The sequence below is a fragment of the Pseudovibrio sp. W74 genome (assembly GCF_001623085.1).
Taxonomy (GTDB): Bacteria; Pseudomonadota; Alphaproteobacteria; order Rhizobiales; family Stappiaceae; genus Pseudovibrio.
Map to the genome: position 1 here is coordinate 42,272 of NZ_LMCJ01000050.1, position 20,209 is coordinate 62,480.

The 20,209-nt window shown below is 52.7% G+C and carries 15 protein-coding genes; 9 read left to right on the forward strand and 6 right to left on the reverse strand.

Annotated features, from left to right (window positions below):
- The first annotated feature begins 34 nt into the window (after window positions 1-34).
- The 3 genes from lpxC (at window position 35) to recN (ending at window position 3,724) form a co-directional block, all read left to right on the forward strand.
- Complete coding sequence (gene lpxC / locus PsW74_RS21605; protein ID WP_063290145.1) at window positions 35-997, forward strand: UDP-3-O-acyl-N-acetylglucosamine deacetylase; 963 nt, start codon at window positions 35-37, stop codon at window positions 995-997.
- A gap of 153 nt (window positions 998-1,150) precedes the next feature.
- Window positions 1,151-2,017 carry an outer membrane protein assembly factor BamD gene (locus PsW74_RS21610; protein WP_057465730.1) on the forward strand — a complete coding sequence of 289 codons (867 nt, stop codon included), beginning with the start codon at window positions 1,151-1,153 and terminating at the stop codon, window positions 2,015-2,017.
- A gap of 33 nt (window positions 2,018-2,050) precedes the next feature.
- Window positions 2,051-3,724, forward strand: coding sequence for a DNA repair protein RecN (recN, locus tag PsW74_RS21615; RefSeq protein ID WP_063289936.1), 1,674 nt, complete (start codon window positions 2,051-2,053; stop codon window positions 3,722-3,724).
- A gap of 242 nt (window positions 3,725-3,966) precedes the next feature.
- Here recN and PsW74_RS21620 read toward each other — a convergent pair whose 3' ends face one another.
- On the reverse strand, window positions 3,967-4,725 hold the full coding sequence (locus PsW74_RS21620) for an ABC transporter permease (protein ID WP_063289935.1): 759 nt from the start codon (window positions 4,723-4,725) through the stop codon (window positions 3,967-3,969).
- On the reverse strand, window positions 4,722-5,405 hold the full coding sequence (locus PsW74_RS21625) for an ATP-binding cassette domain-containing protein (RefSeq protein ID WP_063289934.1): 684 nt from the start codon (window positions 5,403-5,405) through the stop codon (window positions 4,722-4,724). Before PsW74_RS21625 ends, PsW74_RS21620 begins: the two co-directional genes overlap by 4 nt.
- Window positions 5,406-5,771: 366 nt before the next feature.
- Between PsW74_RS21625 and PsW74_RS21630 the strand changes: the two genes are divergently transcribed.
- The gene (locus PsW74_RS21630; protein WP_063289933.1) at window positions 5,772-7,031 is read left to right on the forward strand and encodes a glycosyltransferase family 87 protein; all 1,260 of its coding nucleotides are present in this window, start codon (window positions 5,772-5,774) and stop codon (window positions 7,029-7,031) included.
- Window positions 7,032-7,224: 193 nt separating this feature from the next.
- Window positions 7,225-9,417 carry an NAD-dependent DNA ligase LigA gene (gene ligA, locus PsW74_RS21635; protein ID WP_208988093.1) on the forward strand — a complete coding sequence of 731 codons (2,193 nt, stop codon included), beginning with the start codon at window positions 7,225-7,227 and terminating at the stop codon, window positions 9,415-9,417.
- A gap of 58 nt (window positions 9,418-9,475) precedes the next feature.
- Here ligA and PsW74_RS21640 read toward each other — a convergent pair whose 3' ends face one another.
- Window positions 9,476-9,898: a hypothetical protein gene (locus PsW74_RS21640; protein ID WP_208988094.1), complete on the reverse strand. Its 423-nt coding sequence runs from the start codon at window positions 9,896-9,898 to the stop codon at window positions 9,476-9,478.
- A gap of 406 nt (window positions 9,899-10,304) precedes the next feature.
- Window positions 10,305-10,802 (reverse strand): DUF4142 domain-containing protein, encoded by a 498-nt coding sequence (locus PsW74_RS21645; RefSeq protein ID WP_208988095.1) that lies wholly within the window; start codon window positions 10,800-10,802, stop codon window positions 10,305-10,307.
- A gap of 371 nt (window positions 10,803-11,173) precedes the next feature.
- Here PsW74_RS21645 and PsW74_RS21650 point away from each other — a divergent pair, with 371 nt between their 5' ends.
- The 4 genes from PsW74_RS21650 to PsW74_RS21665 all read left to right on the forward strand — a co-directional run bounded on the left by PsW74_RS21650 (window position 11,174) and on the right by PsW74_RS21665 (window position 18,993).
- On the forward strand, window positions 11,174-13,612 hold the full coding sequence (locus PsW74_RS21650; protein ID WP_063289931.1) for a UvrD-helicase domain-containing protein: 2,439 nt from the start codon (window positions 11,174-11,176) through the stop codon (window positions 13,610-13,612).
- A gap of 74 nt (window positions 13,613-13,686) precedes the next feature.
- Window positions 13,687-15,504: a sodium:proton antiporter gene (locus tag PsW74_RS21655; protein WP_063289930.1), complete on the forward strand. Its 1,818-nt coding sequence runs from the start codon at window positions 13,687-13,689 to the stop codon at window positions 15,502-15,504.
- Window positions 15,505-15,593: 89 nt separating this feature from the next.
- Window positions 15,594-16,496, forward strand: a complete 903-nt coding sequence (locus PsW74_RS21660) for a 50S ribosomal protein L11 methyltransferase (RefSeq protein ID WP_063289929.1) — start codon at window positions 15,594-15,596, stop codon at window positions 16,494-16,496.
- A 676-nt stretch (window positions 16,497-17,172) separates the two neighbouring features.
- Window positions 17,173-18,993 carry an aminopeptidase P family protein gene (locus tag PsW74_RS21665; RefSeq protein ID WP_063289928.1) on the forward strand — a complete coding sequence of 607 codons (1,821 nt, stop codon included), beginning with the start codon at window positions 17,173-17,175 and terminating at the stop codon, window positions 18,991-18,993.
- A gap of 59 nt (window positions 18,994-19,052) precedes the next feature.
- On the opposite strand, the gene PsW74_RS21670 is transcribed toward PsW74_RS21665, so the two are convergent.
- The gene (locus PsW74_RS21670) at window positions 19,053-19,376 is read right to left on the reverse strand and encodes an AzlD domain-containing protein (RefSeq protein WP_057465740.1); all 324 of its coding nucleotides are present in this window, start codon (window positions 19,374-19,376) and stop codon (window positions 19,053-19,055) included.
- Complete coding sequence (locus tag PsW74_RS21675; RefSeq protein WP_063289927.1) at window positions 19,373-20,122, reverse strand: AzlC family ABC transporter permease; 750 nt, start codon at window positions 20,120-20,122, stop codon at window positions 19,373-19,375. Before PsW74_RS21675 ends, PsW74_RS21670 begins: the two co-directional genes overlap by 4 nt.
- Window positions 20,123-20,209 lie beyond the last annotated feature (87 nt).

Consider the following 20,209-nt stretch of genomic DNA (forward strand, 5'->3'; position numbering starts at 1 on the left):
GTACCTGGAGCGGAATGATAAAGGCTGGAACAATATGGGAATGCGTGTCGAAAAACAGACAACGCTTGCGGACAGTGTAACCTTGAATGGTATTGGGGTTCACTCTGGCGGTCCAGCTTCCATTACACTTCACCCAGCAGACGCGAACTCCGGCATTGTTTTCCATCGTAGCACCAAGGGTGGCTACGTGCAGACGGAAGCAAACTGGAAGGAAGTCACTGCAACATCTTTGTGCACCGTACTTGGTGATCCTCATGACAGCGGCATCTCTACCGTTGAGCACCTGATGGCTGCTCTGCGCGGTATGGGCGTTGACAATGTGACCGCTTACATTGACGGACCTGAGATGCCAATCATGGATGGTAGCTCCGAAGCATTCGTTGAAGCTATCGAACGTGTTGGCCTGAAAACGCTGAGCGCAAAGCGTCGTTACATCCGCGTTAAAGAAAAAGTTCGTTACGTTTCCGGTGATCAGTGGTGTGAACTCAACCCGTTTGACGGTACACGCTTTGACATCACCATCGATTTCGATCACGCAAAAATCGGTCGTCAGCAGCTCAAGTTTGACCTGACACCTGATTACTTCCGTGATGAAATTTCCCGTGCCCGTACCTTTGGTAGCGTGCAGGATGTTGAGAAGCTCTGGAAGCTTGGCTTTGCCATGGGCTCTTCCTTAGAGAACTCCGTCGCTCTTGACGGTGATCGCGTTCTGAACCCTGAAGGAACCCGTTGGGCAAACGAATTCGTACGTCACAAAAGCCTTGATGCGATCGGTGATCTTGCTCTTGCTGGCTTGCCTATTTTGGGCGAGTACCGCTCTTACAAAGGCGGTCACCGTATGAATCACTGCATCCTTGTGGAGCTTTTCAAGAACCCGGATGCTTTTGAAATTGTCGAAGCTGATGTTGCTCTGGTAGATCGTCATGCACGCGAAAAAGGTCATGCCGAGTTGATTGGCGGACTGCAGGCTGCAGCATTTGGCCCTAACGTCTCCTGAGGCTAAAATAGTTATTCAACGGTTTTTGCCTCTATTCCGACATAAATTCGAGGCAAATGCTGTGGTACTACGTGACGTTATCCAAACATTGAGATAGAAGCGTGAACTGGGAGGGATTTTACCCGAATCCCAACACGATAGGAGTCGGAAACATTGCTGCGTTCAGATGCTGCCGGGACTGCTTTGGGGGCTAATCGCCTCAAAAGAGCGATTAGATATACCTCTTTGGCGATGGCACTCGTTATTGCGGGCTGTGCAACCAAGGATGATGTTGATGATCTTGCGCTGGATGAAACTCCTGCGGAAGTGATGTTCAATGAGGCTTTGGCTCTTCGTGCATCTGGCGACGTGCAAGCGTCTGCGAAAAAGTTCTACGAGCTTGACCGCATCTATCCTTACTCCGAATTCGCGCGTAAATCGCTGATCAACATTGCTTACCTGAACTTCAAAATGGGTAAGTATCCTGAAGCGATTTCCGCTGCTGAGCGCTTTACCTCGCTTTATCCTGGTAATGATGATTCCGCCTACGCGCTCTTCATTATTGGTGAGTCCTACTTCCGTCAGATCCCAGATGTGGGTCGTGACCAGGCTGTGACCGCCAAAGCATTGGACGCAATGCGTGAAGTTGTTCAGCGTTACCCAGATTCTGAATACACCAAGCAGGCTCGTCAGCGTATCCGCGCGACGGAAGATCAGCTGGCTGGTAAGGAAATGGAAGTTGGCCGCTACTATCTGGCGCGCCGTAACTACCTTGCCTCTATCAACCGCTTCAAGACTGTGGTGAGCAATTATCAGACCACCCGTCACGTTGAAGAAGCGCTCTATCGTCTGACCGAAAGCTATTATGCACTTGGTGTGACGAACGAAGCACAGACAGCTGCAGCGGTGCTGGGACACAACTTCCCGCAGAGCCAGTGGTACAAAGATGCGTTTTCTCTTTTGAAAAAGGGCGGTCTGGAGCCACATGAGAACAAAGGCAGCTGGCTTAGCAGGGCATTTGGGGATATGAAACTCCTTTAAGCCTTTCAAGGAATCGGAGTTTCCTAGACTACCATGCTGGCATCGCTTTCTATTCGGGATATCGTTCTCATTGATAAGCTGGATTTGCATTTCAGCGACGGCATGAGTGTTCTGACGGGTGAAACCGGTGCAGGTAAGTCTATTCTTCTTGACAGTTTAAGCCTCGCCCTTGGTGGGCGAGGAGACGCCGGACTGGTTCGGCATGGTCAGGACCGCGGTCAGGTGAGCGCAGTTTTCGACGTTCCAATGACGCACCCTCTTCGCACCCTTCTTCAGGAAAATGAACTAGAGCACGACAGTGACATCATCTTGCGCCGTGTTCAGGCGTCTGATGGACGTACCCGTGCATTTGTGAATGACTCGCCCGTGAGTGCTGGTCTGCTGCGGCAGATTGGAGAGTTGCTGGTTGAGGTTCATGGACAGCATGATGACCGCGCCCTGATTGATCCTGAGAGCCATCGTCAGCTGCTGGACAGCTTTGGCGGGCTGGAAGGTGATGCTGCAAAGGTGGGGCAGAGCGCGAAAGCGGTTCGCACTGCCGAGAAGGCCCTGAAAGATCATGTTGCGCGCATTGAAGAAGCCCGCTGTGAGGCGGATTATCTGCGCTCCAGTGCTGATGAATTGAGCGCGCTTGATCCTCGTGACGGAGAAGAGAACGAGCTTGCTCTGCGGCGTCAGGATATGATGCAGGTGGAGAAGATTGCAGGCGATCTGCGCGAGGGCTATGAGGCACTTGACGGACCAGCCTCTCCAATCCCTGAGCTTTCCAGTTTGTTGCGCCGTCTTGAGCGCAAAGTTGATCTTGCGCCGAACTATCTGACAAGTGTGGTTGAAGCCATCGGCGGGTCTCTGGACCAGCTGGAGGAAGCGCGCGGTGGTTTGGAACAGGCGCTGCGTGATACGGATTTTGACCCGCAAGAGCTGGAGCAGACGGAAGAACGTCTGTTCGCATTGCGGGCTGCAGCTCGCAAGTATTCTGTACAGCCGGATGACCTTGCTAAACTGCGGGCCCAGATGGAAGGTGATCTTTCTGATCTGGATGCAGGTGAAGAGAAATTGCAGGCGCTGGAAAGCGCTGTAGAGGCCGCCAAGCAAACCTATGACAAGCTGGCGGCGGCGCTGTCAAAGAAGCGTCAGAAAGCTGCTAAAGGCCTTGAGACTGCAGTTCATGCTGAGCTTCCGGCACTGAAGCTGGAACGGGCGCGGTTTATCATCAATATCGAGAGTGATGTTGAACAGCGCGGGCCGTCCGGTATCGACACTGCCGAGTTCTGGGCGCAGACCAACCCGGGTACACGTCCGGGGCCTATGTTCAAGGTTGCTTCGGGTGGTGAACTCTCCCGTTTCCTGCTGGCGCTGAAGGTGTCGCTGGCAGATAAGGGCTCGTCTCCAACACTGGTGTTTGATGAGATCGACACGGGTGTTGGCGGTGCCGTGGCTGAAGCAATTGGCGTGCGTCTTGCCCGCCTTGCGAACAGTGTTCAGGTGCTGACGGTTACGCATGCACCGCAAGTGGCAGCGCGTGCCAATGGTCACTTCCTGATCCGTAAGGATGAGGTGGAGAAGGACCGTGTGGCGACACGTGTGACTGAGATCGCCGAGGGTGACCGACACGAAGAGATCGCCCGCATGCTCGCCGGTTCCACCATCACCGAAGAAGCCCGTGCCGCGGCCAAGCGTCTTATGGGCCAAGAAGAGCTGATTTAAGCCTCCTACTTTGATCGGAGTTCCTGCAACACATAAGGGTAAACTTGATCCCCTCCTATAGTAAGTTATTGACTTACTTATAGCCTCAGGTACCCGGAACCGCGTCTCCGACGATACACAGGTAGACTGTCACAAAGTAATTGCCCGTATGTTGGCTCATTCCATCAGACCGAAAAAGCTCAGGCCCTCCCGCAAAATCGCTGATGGCCAAGAATTGCTGGTGTAAGGCTCTTTGTCTCTGATCACTCGTACTCTGGCTCCATGTAGATGGTGAAGCGGAGGGCGAGGATGATGGCGAGGGTTTGGGTGGCGGAGATGCCGAGCATGATAGCGATCTGGTACTGGACCGCCTCGATCGGGTTGAAGCCGCCGAGAATCTGACCTGTCATCATTCCGGGCAGCGAGACCAGTCCCAGTGTTGCCATGCTGGCGATAACGGGAGAGGCGGCTGCGCGCAGGGAGGCTTTGACGAGTGTTCGCCGGGCTTCCAGTTTGGTCGCGTCCATGGTGGTGAGCAGCTCGATGTGTTCCTTATCTTCCGGCGTTCTTAAGTTGAACCGGCGCAGGGCGATGACCAGTGACCCCAGAGCGTTGCCGAGCAGCATGCCGGCGACTGGGATGGTGACTTGCGCAGAGTACCACGGCACAGGACGGCTGAAGATTACGATGAACATCAGCAGCACTGGCAGCATGGCAATGAGTATAGCTGCCGTGAGCGGGGCTGTTGATTTGAGGCGGGGCATTTGTGCGCGGCCAGCCGAGGTGATTGCGGCGATTGTCGCCATGGCGACCAGCCAGAGCAGGTTGAGGGCCAGATTGTCCAGATCGAAGACGGTTTGCAGATAGAAACCGATGACAAGCAGCTGAATGCTCATGCGGGCAATGGATATTGCCAGATCCCGTGACAGGTCTTTGAGGCCCATAGTCCAGAGCAGGGACAGTGGGATGATTGCTATGAGATAAAAGAGAGCTAGATCACTCCACGCGACATTTGAGGTCATTGCACGCGCTCCTGTGAACCTGGCTGTGCTGGTTCGGGCAGTTCAATTACCTGATCAATCTTGCTTTGAAGGTGGGTGTCGTGGGTGACAGCCAGCAGTGTCCCGGTGTTTTCCATCAGCAGGTCACCACAGGCGAGGGCATGGGCTTTGTCGAGGGATGCTGTAGGTTCGTCTGCAATCCATAAGGGACGTTGCAAAAGCAGTGCGCGGGCAAGCGCGAGGCGTTGACGTTCGCCGCCGGAAAGGCTGCTGGTCGCCTGATCAAGTGCCGTGTTGGGCAGGCCTGCTGCTGTGAGAGCCTGAAGCATCTGGGTATCTGATGGCTTGCGTTTGTGATTGGCTTGCAGCTCAAACGGTGCCAGCAAAGCTTCATGAATATGGTCTGCCAGAGGGCTCACGCGTTGAGGGAGCCAGTTGAGCTGTTTGTGGAGCTGTGTTCGTCCGCCTGCTGTGTAAGAGACGCCGTTGAAGAGCAGCTCGCCTGCCTCCGGTTTATTCAGCCCTGCGAGAATGCGCAGGAGAACCGTTTTGCCACGACCGGAAGGGGCACGGAGGCACAGTTTATCGCCTTCATACAGCTTGAACGAATAGGTGTGAAAGAGCTGGCGCCCTTGCTTGGTGACTGAGATATTTCGGGCCTCGATAAGAGGCACACGCTCTACGTCCTGAGGGGCGGCCATTGGAACTCCTGATTGCAGGAGCGAGAGTTCCCTAGTTGCCTAGGAAAATCAAGGAGGGAGTGGTGGCCATGGTGTTTTGGGAGTGGACCTTATTTGGGTGAGCCAAGGTCATGCTCTATCCAGGCGCAAGGGATAGGTTTTGCGAGCATAACCCTTCTTCAGATTTTCCTATAAAGAATTTGGTGGCATACCTTTTCTCGTGAACACTGTTTCATTTCCCTAAGATATTCTTAAATTACGTAGCGTATTCAAATAATTAACTTGGTATCTTCTAAACTCTCCGGCAACCAAGACTTTATACTTGCGCATATTCTCATCCGAAAACCGGAACCACTTACGGGGATATGCATAGATGGAGGCCGGTAGATGTTTATCTCGTTCGCCCGCTTACAGATCTATTTTGTCATCGCGCTGCTGCTGATTGTGGTGGTTTATCCGCTGTATCTGTTTGGATCGGTGATGGGCCTTGACGGATTCGATCTGCGCAGGGTGGGGGGCGACTTCTACCAGTTCCTGCTTGCCTCTCGCATGGCTGTGGCGGGGCAAGCTGCGCAGCTTTATGACTTTGGCTGGTTTTATGATGAAGTACAGCGCAATGTGGCTGGTGGCTCCGGCTTTTACGCGTGGGTGCATCCGCCAAGTCTGCTGGTCTTTCTGGTCCCGCTGTCTGGGTTGACCTATCTCCAAGCTTATAGCCTTTGGATGGGGATGGGAGCTTTGCTCTCGTTTTCGGTCGCCTTTAGCCGTAAAGCGCCTATTCGTGCGTTCACCTTTTTCATTTTTGCTCCTGCAACACTGGTGAACCTGTTTTACGGCCAGTTTGGCATGCTGGCGGGCGGGTTCCTTTATGGCGGGCTTCGTTTGCTGGACCGTCATCCGGCGTGGGCGGGGGTGTTGCTTGGCTGTGTTTCCATCAAGCCTGAGCTGTTCATGCTGATACCGATCATATTGATTGCCCATCGCAGTATCATCGCGCTGTGTGCGTGTGTTGCGACAGTGGCGTTTCTTGTTGATGCCTCGGCTGTGTTCTTTGGGTCTGGTCTTTGGTGGATCTATCTGGATACGGTTCCGTCCTTACTGGCAACAGTCATGGACCAGGGTGAGGGCAGCTTCCTTTATCTGATCCCATCTGCGTTTGGGGCGATGCGGGCTCTCGGGTTTTCTGCGACGGCTGGATATCTGGTGCAATTGCCTTTCACTGTTCTGGCGTTCGTGGTGGTGTTCTGGCTGTTTATGCGTGAGCGTGAACCGATTGCCCGTAATCTTGCTGTGACGCTGTGTGTTTTGCTGGCAACGCCTTTCCTGTTCCTCTGGGACTATGCAGTGCTTTCTCCTGCGCTCTACCTTTATGCGACACGCACTGGTCTGTTTGATGATGATGCAGATTCCCCGTTTGTGGCGCCGCTCCTTTTGTTTGCGGTTTATCTTTTGCCAATCGTCAATATTGCGCTGGCGGCTCATGGCTTCCCGGTGGGGCCAATCTTCACCGCGCTGGCGTTGGCTGCTGTGTTGACCCGGATGATTGGTATTGATCAGATGCAAGTTAGTGTAGGGGATGAACTAGAGGAGGGGGATAACTCCCTTTCTGATGAGCGTGAAAAGGATGAAGGGTTCGGGACAACCTGAGCCTTGGCCGTCCGTTACATAGGAACGCAGGTTTCACGTAAAAAACGCAGATCAACGCAAAATCACACAAAGCAACGCAAACTGCGCAAAGTCGTGGCCCAACTTTTCTCGGGTCCAGAGTAATTCCTGTCTAAATCCTAACTGTTCTGGCTGGTGTGTTATTCCCGGTGGCGATAAGACTAATGCCCAGTTGATGATTAAACAGGTGAGTAAACCGGTGAGCCTTGCTGATACCTCTCAAAAAGAAATTGAAGCCCTGAACGCGGACGAAGCTGCGCTGGAGCTGGAGCGGCTGGCGGGGCTGATAGCTGAGTATGATGCGGCCTATCACACCAAAGATGCGCCGATTGTTGATGATGCGACCTATGATGCGCTGCGCCGCCGGAATGAGGCTTTGGAAGCTGCTTATCCGGAACTGGTGCGTGCTGACAGCCCAAGCAACCGGGTTGGTGGTGCTGTTGTTGAAGGCTTTGGCAAGGTCACTCACGCCGTGCCGATGCTCTCGTTGGACAATGCGTTTTCTGACGAGGATGTGCAGGACTTCATTGGCAAAGTGCGCCGCTTCTTAAAGTATGATCCGTTGATGGGCGCACTTGCGGTGACGGCTGAGCCGAAGATTGATGGCCTTTCCCTTTCCTTGCGCTATGAGAGCGGCAAACTGGTTTATGCCGCAACCCGTGGTGATGGCACCACTGGTGAGAATGTGACAGCTAATGCGCTGACCATTAAGGATATTCCGCAGGTGTTGCCTGCGGGTGTGCCGGATGTGGTTGAAGTGCGCGGCGAAGTTTACATGAGTCATGCGGACTTTGCGGCACTGAATGCGCGTATGGAAGCCAACGGCGGCAAGGTGTTTGCAAACCCGCGCAATGCGGCAGCAGGGTCTTTGCGACAGCTAAATTCCGAGATCACCAAGACCCGCCCGCTCAAGTTCTTCGCCTATGCCTGGGGGGACATGAGTGAGGTTCCTGCTGAGACACAGATGGGCATGGTGGAGCTGTTTGGGCAGTGGGGCTTCCAGATCAACCCGCTGATGAAGCGCTGTGAGAGTGCTGAGGAACTCCTGAAAGTCTATCATGGGATCGAGGAGGATCGCTCCGGTCTTGGTTATGATATTGACGGCGTGGTTTACAAGGTGGACCGGCTGGATCTGCAGGGGCGCCTTGGCTTTGTATCGCGCTCACCGCGTTGGGCGATTGCTCATAAATTTCCAGCAGAACGTGCGTTTACAACGCTCAATGCCATTGAAATTCAAGTGGGACGAACAGGTGCACTGGCTCCGGTTGCAAAGCTGGAACCTGTTACGGTTGGCGGTGTTGTGGTCTCTAATGCCTCTCTTCACAATGAGGACTACATCAAAGGCATTGGTCAGGATGGTGAACCCATCCGAGATGGCAAGGACATCCGTGTTGGTGATACGGTGATTATCCAGCGTGCCGGTGACGTTATCCCACAAATCGTGGACGTGGACTTGAGTAAACGGGCTGAGGATTCGGCTCCGTTCGAGTATCCCGTGAACTGTCCGGCCTGTGGTTCTCATGCTGTTCGCGAAGTCAACCCAAACTCTGGCAAGGTTGATGCTATTCGGCGTTGTACAGGTGGATTGATTTGTCCAGCGCAAGCGATTGAGAAGCTTAAGCATTTCGTTTCCCGTAATGCCTTCGATATTGAAGGACTGGGCGAGAAGCAGGTGGAAGCGTTCTACGAATATGACATGGATAAAGGTGGGATCCGCACACCAGCGGACATCTTCACGTTAGCGGAACGGGACAAGAGTTCGCTTAACAAACTGCGTTCGCGTGAGGGGTTTGGTGCTGTTTCTGCGCGTAAGCTGTTTGAAGCTATTGATAGCAAACGGCAAATTGAACTAAATCGTTTGATTTTCGGGCTTGGAATTCGCCATGTTGGAGAGGGAAATGCCAAGCTTCTGGCTCGGGCGTACTCCTCCTGGAGTGCATTTTCTGATGCCATGATTGCAGCAACTGATGCAACTTCAGAAGCTTACCGTGAACTCAATGACATTGACGGAATTGGCGGTACGGTTGCCAATGCTCTGGTCGAGTTCTTTGCAGAGGAACATAACCGCGACGCGCTTGCTGCACTGATTGACCAGATCACCCCGCTTGATGTGGTTGTTGCTGATAGCTCTGACAGCCCCGTTGCTGGAAAAACACTCGTGTTTACAGGTAGTTTGGAACGCATGAGCCGGGATGAGGCGAAGGTACGTGCGGAAAGTCTGGGTGCGAAAGTGTCTGGTTCTGTTTCCAAGAAAACCGATCTGGTGATCGCGGGTCCGAAGGCCGGGTCCAAGCTCACTAAAGCACAGAGCCTTGGTGTTCAGGTTATCTCCGAAGATGACTGGTTCGAGTTGGTTGGCGATCAATAGCAAAAGAGCGAGGGAGCTTTGGGGCTCCTCTCGCTGCATTGGTAGACTTGCGGCGAGCCTACTTCTGCGCCAGTGTTGCTCTTAGGCGGACAGATGCTTCGGCGCGTCCGCCGATATAGAGCATCATGTTCTTACCATCTGTCTGCACGCTCATGGGGATGGTTTTCTCGATCTGCTTTTTCAACGGGTCGTAGTCTGCTTCAGCTTTTTCAAGTGCTTTCAGAGCACTGTCGTATTCCTGGATCTTCTTTTTGACTGCAGGCTGGAGCTTGAGCAGTTTTTTGAGCTCTTTCGCTGTATCGCGATAGTTGGGATCAGTTTTGGGGTCTTTTTCCTGCTGCTTCAGCTGGCTTTCGAGCACTTTGAGCATTTTGTGTTTTGTCGAGATATCCTCTTCCAGTGACTTTGAGGCCTGAACAAAACGGAAGGTTCTTGCTTTCTCTTTTTCAAGTGCGGCAATGTTCGTTCTGGCTTTCTTCATATCCGGTGCGTCTTCAACATGATTGTCGTAGGTCAGTCGGATGGCTGCCTTGCCCTGGAAAATGAGTTTGTCGAAGCCTTGCAGTGTCCGTCGCGTGGATGTTCATCCGACGTCTGATTTCAGCCCAGATGCTTGTGCGGTTTTTATAGAAATCATCGTAGTTCTTATATCTGCAAATGACCTTCGGCATATCTCAAGCTCCATTCCAGTTGCGGTCAGATGTTCTCCAGAAGCAACATCCTTGGCTAAGAGAGTGGGCAGGAAATCTTAGCAAGATCTCTCGGGAGACAGCGATAATTGAGCCAAATTTGAAGATGTGATCGTTGGGTTGGCTGAATTTGACAGGAAAACACCAGTGGGGCCGGAGCGCACCACTGGTGTTTTCTGAGATGTTTGAATGAGTTGTTTAGCCGATTTGCTTGCGGATCTCTGCCAGCATCGCCAGATGGGTATGGATGAAAGCGACCAGAATGGTTGCTGTTGCCACATCCACGTTCACAGGCTTTTTACCGGATTCCGGTGATTGAATCTTCAGCAAGTCCTCATGACCAGTGATTTCAGCTGAGATGTACAGACGGTCAAAGTCCTCACCGTTTTCGGCCTCCAGCTTCTTGTAGATGTCTTCCAGAGCAGCGGGACGCGGGGGAGGCATGGCGCCTGTGGATTCAATCACTTTTGAGACCGCAGTTTGTTCTTCGCTTTCCAGCTCTGCAAACTGGCGCACCAATGGATTGCTGGCCTTCATTGTCGCCATTTCACTGATGGCAAGTGAGAAGGGGCTGATTGTCAGCGTCTTGTTGGTGTAATCGGTGGAGCCGTGGTGGTTGGCCTGGGCGGAGGAAACCAGAGCAGGTGCTGCCAGTAAAGAACCGGAGATGCCAATGACGGCGTTCCGACGTGTCATGTGTAACTTACCAGTATTCATAGTTTTTCTTTCAGGTTGTTACAGTGTTGTTTGTCTTTCGGAAGTGAAGATATTCCCATTGCTAAGCTGAGTTATTCTCGTTGGCAGGTATACGCATACTTCCTCTTTAAAACACTAAAGGGCCTCCCGGATTTCAAGTAACTCAGAACAAGCTTGATAAAACATCACAGAGCAAAACTGGCGTGAGGCAAGAGTTACTGAGTGAAGATGCCTTGCCCTACAAAACGATGTGTATCTCTTTGCTGATGCCTCGCTTCTTCAATGTTGTTGCTATATTGTTCCTCGTTAAGTATTGGAGATTCTCCCTCTGATTTGAGAGGGGTATGCGTTCAAAGGATCTAACGAGCTCAATGGCAAACTCTTCTGGCCCACTTCATCGCGGAATACCTGCTCACCCTGCTGATCCTCTGGCTGCACCACAGCCCAAGGCAGGTGGTATCGCAGCGAGGGCCATGGCTGCACGGCAAACCAACGCCCCAGCCTACATGGAAGGATTGAATGCAGAACAACGACTTGCTGTTGAGACGATCAACGGACCAGTGCTCGTTCTTGCAGGTGCTGGCACTGGTAAGACACGTGTTCTGACAACGCGTATTGCACATATTCTGGCAACGGGTCATGCCACTCCGGGGCAGATCCTTTCTGTGACTTTCACCAACAAAGCTGCCCGCGAGATGAAAACGCGCATTGGCGCTTACATTGGTGATGGCGTTGAAGGCATGGCCTGGCTCGGCACGTTCCACGCCATCTGCGTGAAGATTTTGCGCCGCCATGCTGAGCTTGTTGGATTGAAGTCGTCCTTCTCAATTCTGGATACGGACGATCAGGTTCGTTTGATCAAGCAGATCATTCAAGCGGAAGGACTGGACGAAAAACGTTGGACTGCAAAGACATTTGCCGGGCTGCTGGACAGCTGGAAGAACCGCGGGCTTACACCCTCTCAGATTTCAGCTGGTGACGCACAGGCCTTTGCTAATGGCTTGGGGCGCAAGCTTTATGAGACCTATCAGGAACGACTTAAGATCCTGAATGCCTGTGATTTTGGTGATTTGCTGCTGCATTGCATCACGATCTTCAAAGAGCATGATGACGTTCTGAAGAGCTTCCAGCATCGCTTCCGTTACATGCTGGTGGATGAGTATCAGGATACCAACATCGCGCAGTACATGTGGTTGCGTCTGCTGGCGCAGGGCAATCCGAACGTGGCCTGTGTTGGCGATGATGACCAGTCCATTTATGGCTGGCGTGGTGCTGAGGTTGATAACATCCTGAGATTTGAGCAGGATTTCCCGGGTGCTGTTGTGGTTCGTCTTGAGCGGAACTATCGCTCGACCAGTCACATCCTATCTGCGGCTTCTCATCTGATTGCGCACAATCAGGGCCGTCTTGGTAAAACCCTTTTCACTGATCAGATGGGATCTGAGGAAGAAGAGAAGGTGCAGGTTACCTCGGCCTGGGATTCTCAAGAGGAAGCCCGCTCCATTGGTGACGAGATTGAAGCCCTTCAAAACCATGGGCATTCTCTGAATGAAATGGCCATTTTGGTGCGTGCGTCGTTCCAGATGCGCGAGTTTGAAGACCGGTTTGTCACGCTTGGATTGAACTACCGCGTGATCGGTGGTCCGCGCTTTTACGAGCGTATGGAGATCCGCGATGCGCTCGCCTATTTCCGCTGTGTGATGCAGACGTCAGACGATCTGGCTTTTGAGCGTATCGTGAATACGCCGAAGCGCGGGCTTGGTGAAGCGACGCTGAAGATTGTGCATGCTTATGCGCGGGAACGCGCTATTCCGCTGATGATCGCTGCGGAAGAGTTGGTTCAGACCAATGAGCTGCGTCCGAAAGCTCGTGCTGCGCTGGCGGATGTTCTTGGCATGTTGGAGAACTGGCGTAATCAGGTTGAGACCATGAGCCATACGGAACTGGCGGAGATCATTCTTGATGAGAGTGGTTACACCCAGATGTGGCGTCAGGATCGGTCTGCTGAAGCGCCGGGGCGATTGGACAACCTGAAAGAACTTATCCGCTCCATGGAAGAGTTTGAGAGCATGGCTGGATTCCTTGAGCACATCTCGCTGGTGATGGATAAGGACAGCGATGCGGAAGAAGATGCGGTCTCGATTATGACGCTCCATTCTGCAAAAGGCCTTGAATTTGATAGTGTTTTCCTTCCCGGTTGGGAAGAGGGTGTGTTCCCGAACCAGCGGGCATTGGATGAAACCGGACAAGCTGGTCTGGAAGAAGAACGGCGCCTTGCCTATGTGGGTCTTACCCGTGGCCGCAAGCGTGTGAAAGTGTGGTTTACCTCTAACCGCCGCATTCATGGCTCGTGGCAGTCCTGCATTCCTTCCCGTTTTCTGGATGAGCTACCTGCAGATAGTGTTGAGGTTGTCGAGGCCTCCAGCTCTTACGGTGGGTATGGTCTGAATAGCGCTGGCGGTGGATACGGTGCCAGCCGGTTTGACAACAGTGATCCCTTCCAAAGCAAGTACTCTACGCCGGGTTGGCAGCGGGCGCGTAAGGCACAAGCGTCTGGTCAGCAGTATGGCAAAATGCATGGTGGGAACCAGAGCCGCCGTGCCAAGAAGGCTGGTCCGATGACCATTGAAGGCGAGCTGGTTGCCAAGAGCGTTACTGAGGCAGGAAGCGGTTTTGCGATTGGTGAGCGGATTTTCCATATGAAGTTTGGTTATGGATTGATCGGCGATATCGAGGGGAACAAGCTCACCGTCGATTTTGAAAAAGCTGGCCAAAAGAAAGTGCTCGATAGCTTTGTTGAGCGGGCATAAGCTGCAACTCAAGCGTTAATTACCTTTAGGGTAGATTGTGCTATCTCTCTTCTAAGTTGTGTTGGGAGATGGCAATGAATGAGGTGGTTCTCGCGCTTGCGATAATTGGTGTGGCGGGCGTTGGTGCACAATGGCTTGCCTGGCGATGGTCTTTGCCTGCGATCGTTCTTCTGCTTGTTGCTGGCTTTCTCATTGGTCCTGCCACGGGTGTTCTCAGCCCAACTGCGTTGTTCGGTGATTTGTTGCGTCCAACTGTTGCGCTTGGTGTTGCCGTTATTCTGTTTGAAGGCGGTCTTTCTCTTAACTTTCAACGTATTGGCGGTGTTGAGAAGGCGGTTTGGCGGCTCGTTCTTTTGGGCGCTTTTATCGCGTTTTTGTTGAGCGCATTGAATGCCCACTATATCGCAGAGCTGAGCTGGCCTTCGGCGCTGGTGTTTGCTGCAATTCTGATTGTTACCGGTCCTACTGTCATTATTCCCCTTCTGCGTCAGGCGCGGTTAGAGCGACGGGTGAGTTCGCTGCTGCGCTGGGAAGCAATCCTTGCTGATCCGCTTGGTGCGCTGCTCGCGGTGTTCATGTTTGAAGGGTATCTGGTTTATCACGGCGACCACGGTTTTTGGGTGCTGGCGATCCGGGCTGTGGCTGGGCTGCTGATTGGCGGTGTTGGTGGCTGGGCGCTGGGGCGTGGATTGATCTGGCTGTTTGTTGGTGGCCGTGTTCCTGAATTTCTCAAAGTTCCGCTGATTTTTGTGAGTGTGATGGGTGCTTATGCGCTTTCTGATCTGGTGCTGGAGGAATCCGGTCTGCTGACGGTGACGGTTCTTGGGCTGGTGCTTGGTAACTCTCGTCTTGCCAGTCTTGAAGAGCTGAAACGGTTTAAGGAAGCCGTCACGATCATTCTGGTGTCTTCGGTATTCATTGTTTTGACGGCTTCGGTTCAGCTTGGCAGTCTTGCGGAGTTTAGGTTGGAGGATTTGGCATTTATTCTGGTGCTGTTGTTCGTGATCCGGCCTATTTCGGTTTGGGTTGGAACCATTGGCGCTCACTTGAGCTGGAAAGAACGTTTGCTGGTTGGGTGGATTGCGCCACGCGGTATTGTGGCTGTCGCGGTTTCTGGCTTGTTTGCAAGGTCGCTTGTTGAACATGGGGCTCCTGATGGAGAGCGGTTGGCGGTTTTGTCGTTTGCCGTTGTGGTTGCCACTGTGTTTGCGCACGGGTTTTCGCTTGGGCCGTTTGCGCGGTGGCTGGGGCTTTCCAGCCATACGGGGCCGGGATTGCTGATTGTTGGGGCGAGCCGGTTTAGCGTAGCGCTTGCGACCAAACTGAAAACGCTGGATGTTCCGAGCCTTACTGTTGATCGCAACTGGGGTAAGTTGCGGCTTTCGCGCAATGCCGGGCTTGCGAACCACTATGGCGAGGTTCTTTCTGAGGAAGTTGAGAATGAGCTTCCGCTTGAGAATTACAGCGTTTTGCTCGCAGTGACTGATAATGATGATTACAACGCGCTGGTGACCACAAACTTTGGACCGCTTATGGGGCGAGGGGAGGTGTATCAGTTTGCACCCTCAGAAGAGCAAAGCGAGAAGGAAAAGTTTCGCCGTGTTGTGACGCTTGGCGGTCGTCCCTTTCTGACACCAGAGCACAGTTATAATGACCTTGAAACGAAGATCCGTGAAGGCTGGTTCATCAAAGCCAGTGAGTTGACAGATACTTATGGCTGGACCGAGTTTCAGGAGGCTTTGCCGGAGACGGCTATTGTGCTGATGTTGATAGACCCGACCAAGAAGCTTCGCCCGCTGAATGGCACCAAGGCTGCGATGCCGATTGCTGGTTCAACAATACTTAGCCTTGTTCCCTGCGAATATGCAGCAGAGCGCGAGAAAACCTCGTGAGTACTGGCTTTTCGGTGCTGCACCTTCTATACGCCTAGGCAAAGGTTTTCACTGAGTTTTGATGGCTCATCGTAACTAAGGGATTTTGCATGGACACGATCCGGGTTCGCATTCCGGCACCTGAGGCTGAAGCAAAAGCACTCTCCGATATTATGGAGGCGCGCTTTGAAGATGACGGGTTCCCAGTTGCCGTCTTTGAAAGCTCCAAGGACGGAAAAACTTGGACCGCAGAAGTGCTGGTTCTGGAATCTACGGTTGATGACGCAATCAATCTGGTTGAAATGCGTTTGTTTGATCAGTTTGAAGGCGGCGTTATTCCAAGCTTTGCTGAAGTTGAGGCGCTGCCTGACATCAACTGGGTTGCCAAATCTCTTGAAGGTTTGAAGCCGGTTCGTGCGGATCGGGTTATCGTTCATGGTGCGCATGATCGTGATGCTGTCGGCCAGTCTGACATTGGTATCGAGATTGAAGCAGCGCAGGCTTTTGGTACCGGTCACCATGGTACGACTGAAGGTTGCCTTTTGGAGCTTCAGCGCTTGTTGAAGCGGCACAAATACCACCGTATGCTTGATTTAGGCACCGGAACGGGTGTTCTGGGCATTGCACTTGCTAAGCTGACCAGCTCTGAAGTTCTGGCGACCGACATCGATCCTATTGCAGTGGAAGCTGCGATTGATAATGCGCGCAAGAACAATGTGGGGCCTCACTTCAAAGCCTTCACCCGTGCTGGTGTAGATGACCGCCGCTTTAATGAGTTTGGCCCGTTTGATCTGGTTGTTGCCAATATTCTTGCAAGACCGTTGATGCAGATGTCCGCTAAACTGTGCGCTCACCTTGCGCATAAGTCTACGCTGGTTCTGTCCGGCTTGCGGATTGAGCATGGTCCACGGATCATCTCGGCGTATGGACAGCAGGGATTGAAGCTTGTGCATCGCCGCGAGATTGAAGGATGGCTGACGCTGACCTTTGCCAAAGGCAATTGGGACTCGTAAGGTCTGGCAGCTCGCTAAAGCAGTTCGCATTTAAATGGAAACGCATGAACTGCTTTAGCCTTTGTTTTTGCGTATCTCCGAAAACCGGTTTCCACTTTTTGGAGATACGCTGCAATAATTCTAAACCCTCATTGCTGATGCAGTGAGGGTTTTTTGATGTCTGATTGAAATGCAAAAAAACAAAAAACCTTTGCTTCCTGATCCGGCAAATTGGGAGGAAATTGCCGGGGAAGCAAAGGTTTTTTTGTGTGCCAAGCAACTGGGAGGAATTTGCTTAGCTTGCTAGATACCGGGAGGAGGAATCCAGCTGTATGAGTGGCATTTCTAGCGCTTTATCAGCAGCTGATGGATGCCGGCCATTTTTGTCGTGCAGATCACTTTGGGAGGAGTTGTGATCCACCGGTTTGCTTTGGGAGGGAAGCGCCCCGTCGACAAGAGGAGTTATCTATTATTTTAGTTTGTAAAAAAAGAGATAGTTTCGCATGACACTTATGCGTTTTTTGCATATCTCTGTATTGTCATGATCTGAAATTGCATGGAGTACATAGCAGATCTGCGTATAACGCATGGATTGTGTACTTCTGTATCCTCACCGCCTGAATTGAGAGTATAAATTCCTCTTAGGAGCCGTGTTTGTGTGGTTGAGTTGCGTGACGATCGGCATTAGCCTTCCGTCATGTTTCAAAGCTTTGACACAGTAAATGATAAATCTCGTGGGCCGGTTCGGTTGGCCGCTCTGCGAGATGAGCTGGCCTCGCGTGGGCTTGATGGCTTTTTGGTGCCGCGGGCAGATGCTCACCAAGGTGAGTATGTTCCTGATAGTGACTGCCGCCTTGAGTGGCTGACGGGTTTCACCGGCTCTGCTGGTATTGCTGGTGTTCTCAGTGACAAGGCAGCTGTTTTTATTGATGGCCGCTACACCATTCAGGTGCGGGATCAGGTGGATGAGGAGGCTTTTGCCTATCGTCATCTGATTGAAGAGCCGCTGACGGGCTGGCTTCGTGAGAATGCGGCAGAAGGTCAGAAGATCGGTTACGATCCGATGTTGCACCCTGTTCGTCAGGTGCGCTCCCTGAAAGCTGCCTGTGAAAAGGCTGGTGCACAGCTGGTTGCTATTGAAAGCAATCCTGTCGATGCCGTTTGGAGTGATCGCCCGGAAGCGCCGCTTGGTGCCGTGAAAATGCACGGGATGCAGTTTGCTGGTGAAAGTGCTGCAGACAAGATCAAGCGTATTGGTGAGTTGATTGCTGGAAAAGAGGCAGATACAGCGCTTCTGACACAGCCAGACTCCATTGCGTGGCTATTGAACATTCGCGGTAGCGATGTGATGCATACGCCGCTGCCACTGTCTTTTGCTTTGGTGCCGACTAACGGCAAGCCATCGCTGTTTATTGATGGGCGCAAGCTTTCCAATGAAGTGCGTGATGAGCTGAGCGCTCTTGCTGATATTGCAGGACCGACAGAACTTGCACCTGCATTGAAAGCATTGGGTACTGAAGGCAAACGAGTGCTCATTGATACCGGTCTTGCGGGTCAGGCTCTTTATGATGCGGTTGCTGACAATGGCGGCCATGTTGTGGAAGGGCAGGAGCCAACTCTGCTGCCCAAGGCTGTTAAAAATCAAGCTGAGATTGAGGGCGCAAAAGCGGCGCATCTGCGTGACGGTGTTGCTTATGCTGGCTTCCTTGCATGGTTTGAGAAGACGGCGCCTCTTGGTGGCCTGACTGAAGTTGTTGTTGCTGAAAAGCTTGAGGAGTTCCGCCGTGAGACGGGTGCTTTGAAGGACATTTCCTTTGACACCATTTCAGCGGCTGGTCCTCACGGTGCGATCTGTCACTACCGTGTGAGCAACGATAGCAATCTGCCGATTGAGCTGAACAGTGTGTATCTGATCGACTCCGGTGCGCAGTACGAGGATGGCACGACAGACATCACACGTACGCTTGCTGTTGGAGCTGTGACTGCTGAGCAGTGCAAGCACTTTACGCTTGTTCTGAAGGGCCATATTGCTATTGCGACCGCGCGTTTTCCTGTTGGGACGACTGGGTCACAACTGGATACGCTGGCTCGTATCGATCTTTGGAAGCAGGGGCTCGACTTCGACCATGGCACTGGCCACGGTGTCGGCTCTTATCTGGGCGTGCATGAAGGTCCGCAGCGGATCTCCAAAGCTCCAAACAGTATCGCGCTGAAGCCGGGTATGATCCTTTCCAATGAGCCGGGTTATTACCGGGCTGATGAGTACGGCATCCGGATTGAGAACCTTGAGCTGGTGACGCCTGCTGCTGCAATTGAGGGTGGTGATCAGAAGATGCTCGGTTTTGAGCCGCTTACACTGGCACCGATTGACCTGCGTATGGTGGATACCAAGCTTCTCTCCGCGTTCGAGCTGAACTGGCTGAATGCTTACCATGCTCGTGTGCGGGAACTGGTTGGGCCACTGCTTGATGGCGAGACCAAAGCTTGGCTGGAAGAGGCGACCCGTCCGGTTTCCTGAGTCGCTCCTGCTTCTCATTAGGTTAAAGAAAACCCCGCTTCATGGAGCGGGGTTTTTGTTTAAATGACAGTGAGTGCCATTCTGAGCACGACAACACTGACAACACCGAGTGTCATGGCTGCCAGCATTGGCAAGCGTAGGGCTGCAATCGCGGTGATGGCTGTTGCTGCGGTCTCTGCGATGCCGGTTGCGAAGGCTGTTGGGGCGACGACCGACATAAGGATTGCTGGCGGAACGGCTTGCAAGGCTGCCTCAGTTCTGCCTGAGAAAGTGACGAATTTTGTCAGCACCAGCCCTGCGATGCGGGTCAGGTAAGTTCCTGCTGCCATTGCCACAATGGTGAAGAGGACAAGCGGATCAACTGCGAAGACTTCTGACATCATGATTGAAGTGCCTCCGCAGGTTTCTGGAGCCCGTTGGTTTTTTCGTCATACTGGACTGCTGCGGCGATGACGCCTGCGATTGCGCCAGCGATTATGTACCAGGCACCTGGAACGAACTTGTGAGTGAGAACTGCTGCTATACCGCTCGCTGCGAGGACTACACCAGTTTTGCGGCCTTGCCAGAAGCCCATGACCAGACAGATGAAGAGAGCGGTGAACGCAAAGTCCAGACCGTAGCGGGATGGGTCGCCCATGACTGCGCCTATCAGGCTTCCGACCACTGTTGCGACTTGCCAGGTGATGAACAGGGTCAGGCCAACACCGAGATAGAAACTGAAAGTGGTGTGATGCTTGATGGCGCGCTGTTCAGACAGAGCCCAGACCTCATCAGCCAATATGAAGAAGCCGAGGTACTTTTGCAGGGGTGTCCAATGGCCGAGTTTGGGGGCAAGGGATGCACTCATAAGCACGTGGCGCAGGTTGATCAGAAACGTGGAGAAGGCAATGGTGAGCCACGGGAGCGGGTCGGCCCATAAATCCAGCGCGAGGAACTGAGAGCCACCTGCAAACACGAAGGAGCCCATCAGCAGGACTTCTAAAGGAGACATACCCTTTTGTGCTGCGAGCGCGCCAAACAACAGGCCGATGGGTGTCGCGGCGAAAATCAACGGGAAGAATGTTGTTACACCGAGGAAAAATTCATTGGGACCAGCGTTGATCGCTGATTTGTTCTGATTGCTTTTCACAAAACCCTCCTAGAGCCTGTTGCGCTCATTTGCATTCACGCCTCACGCTCTAATTTCTTTACTTTCAGCGAATTCTTGTCGTTTGAT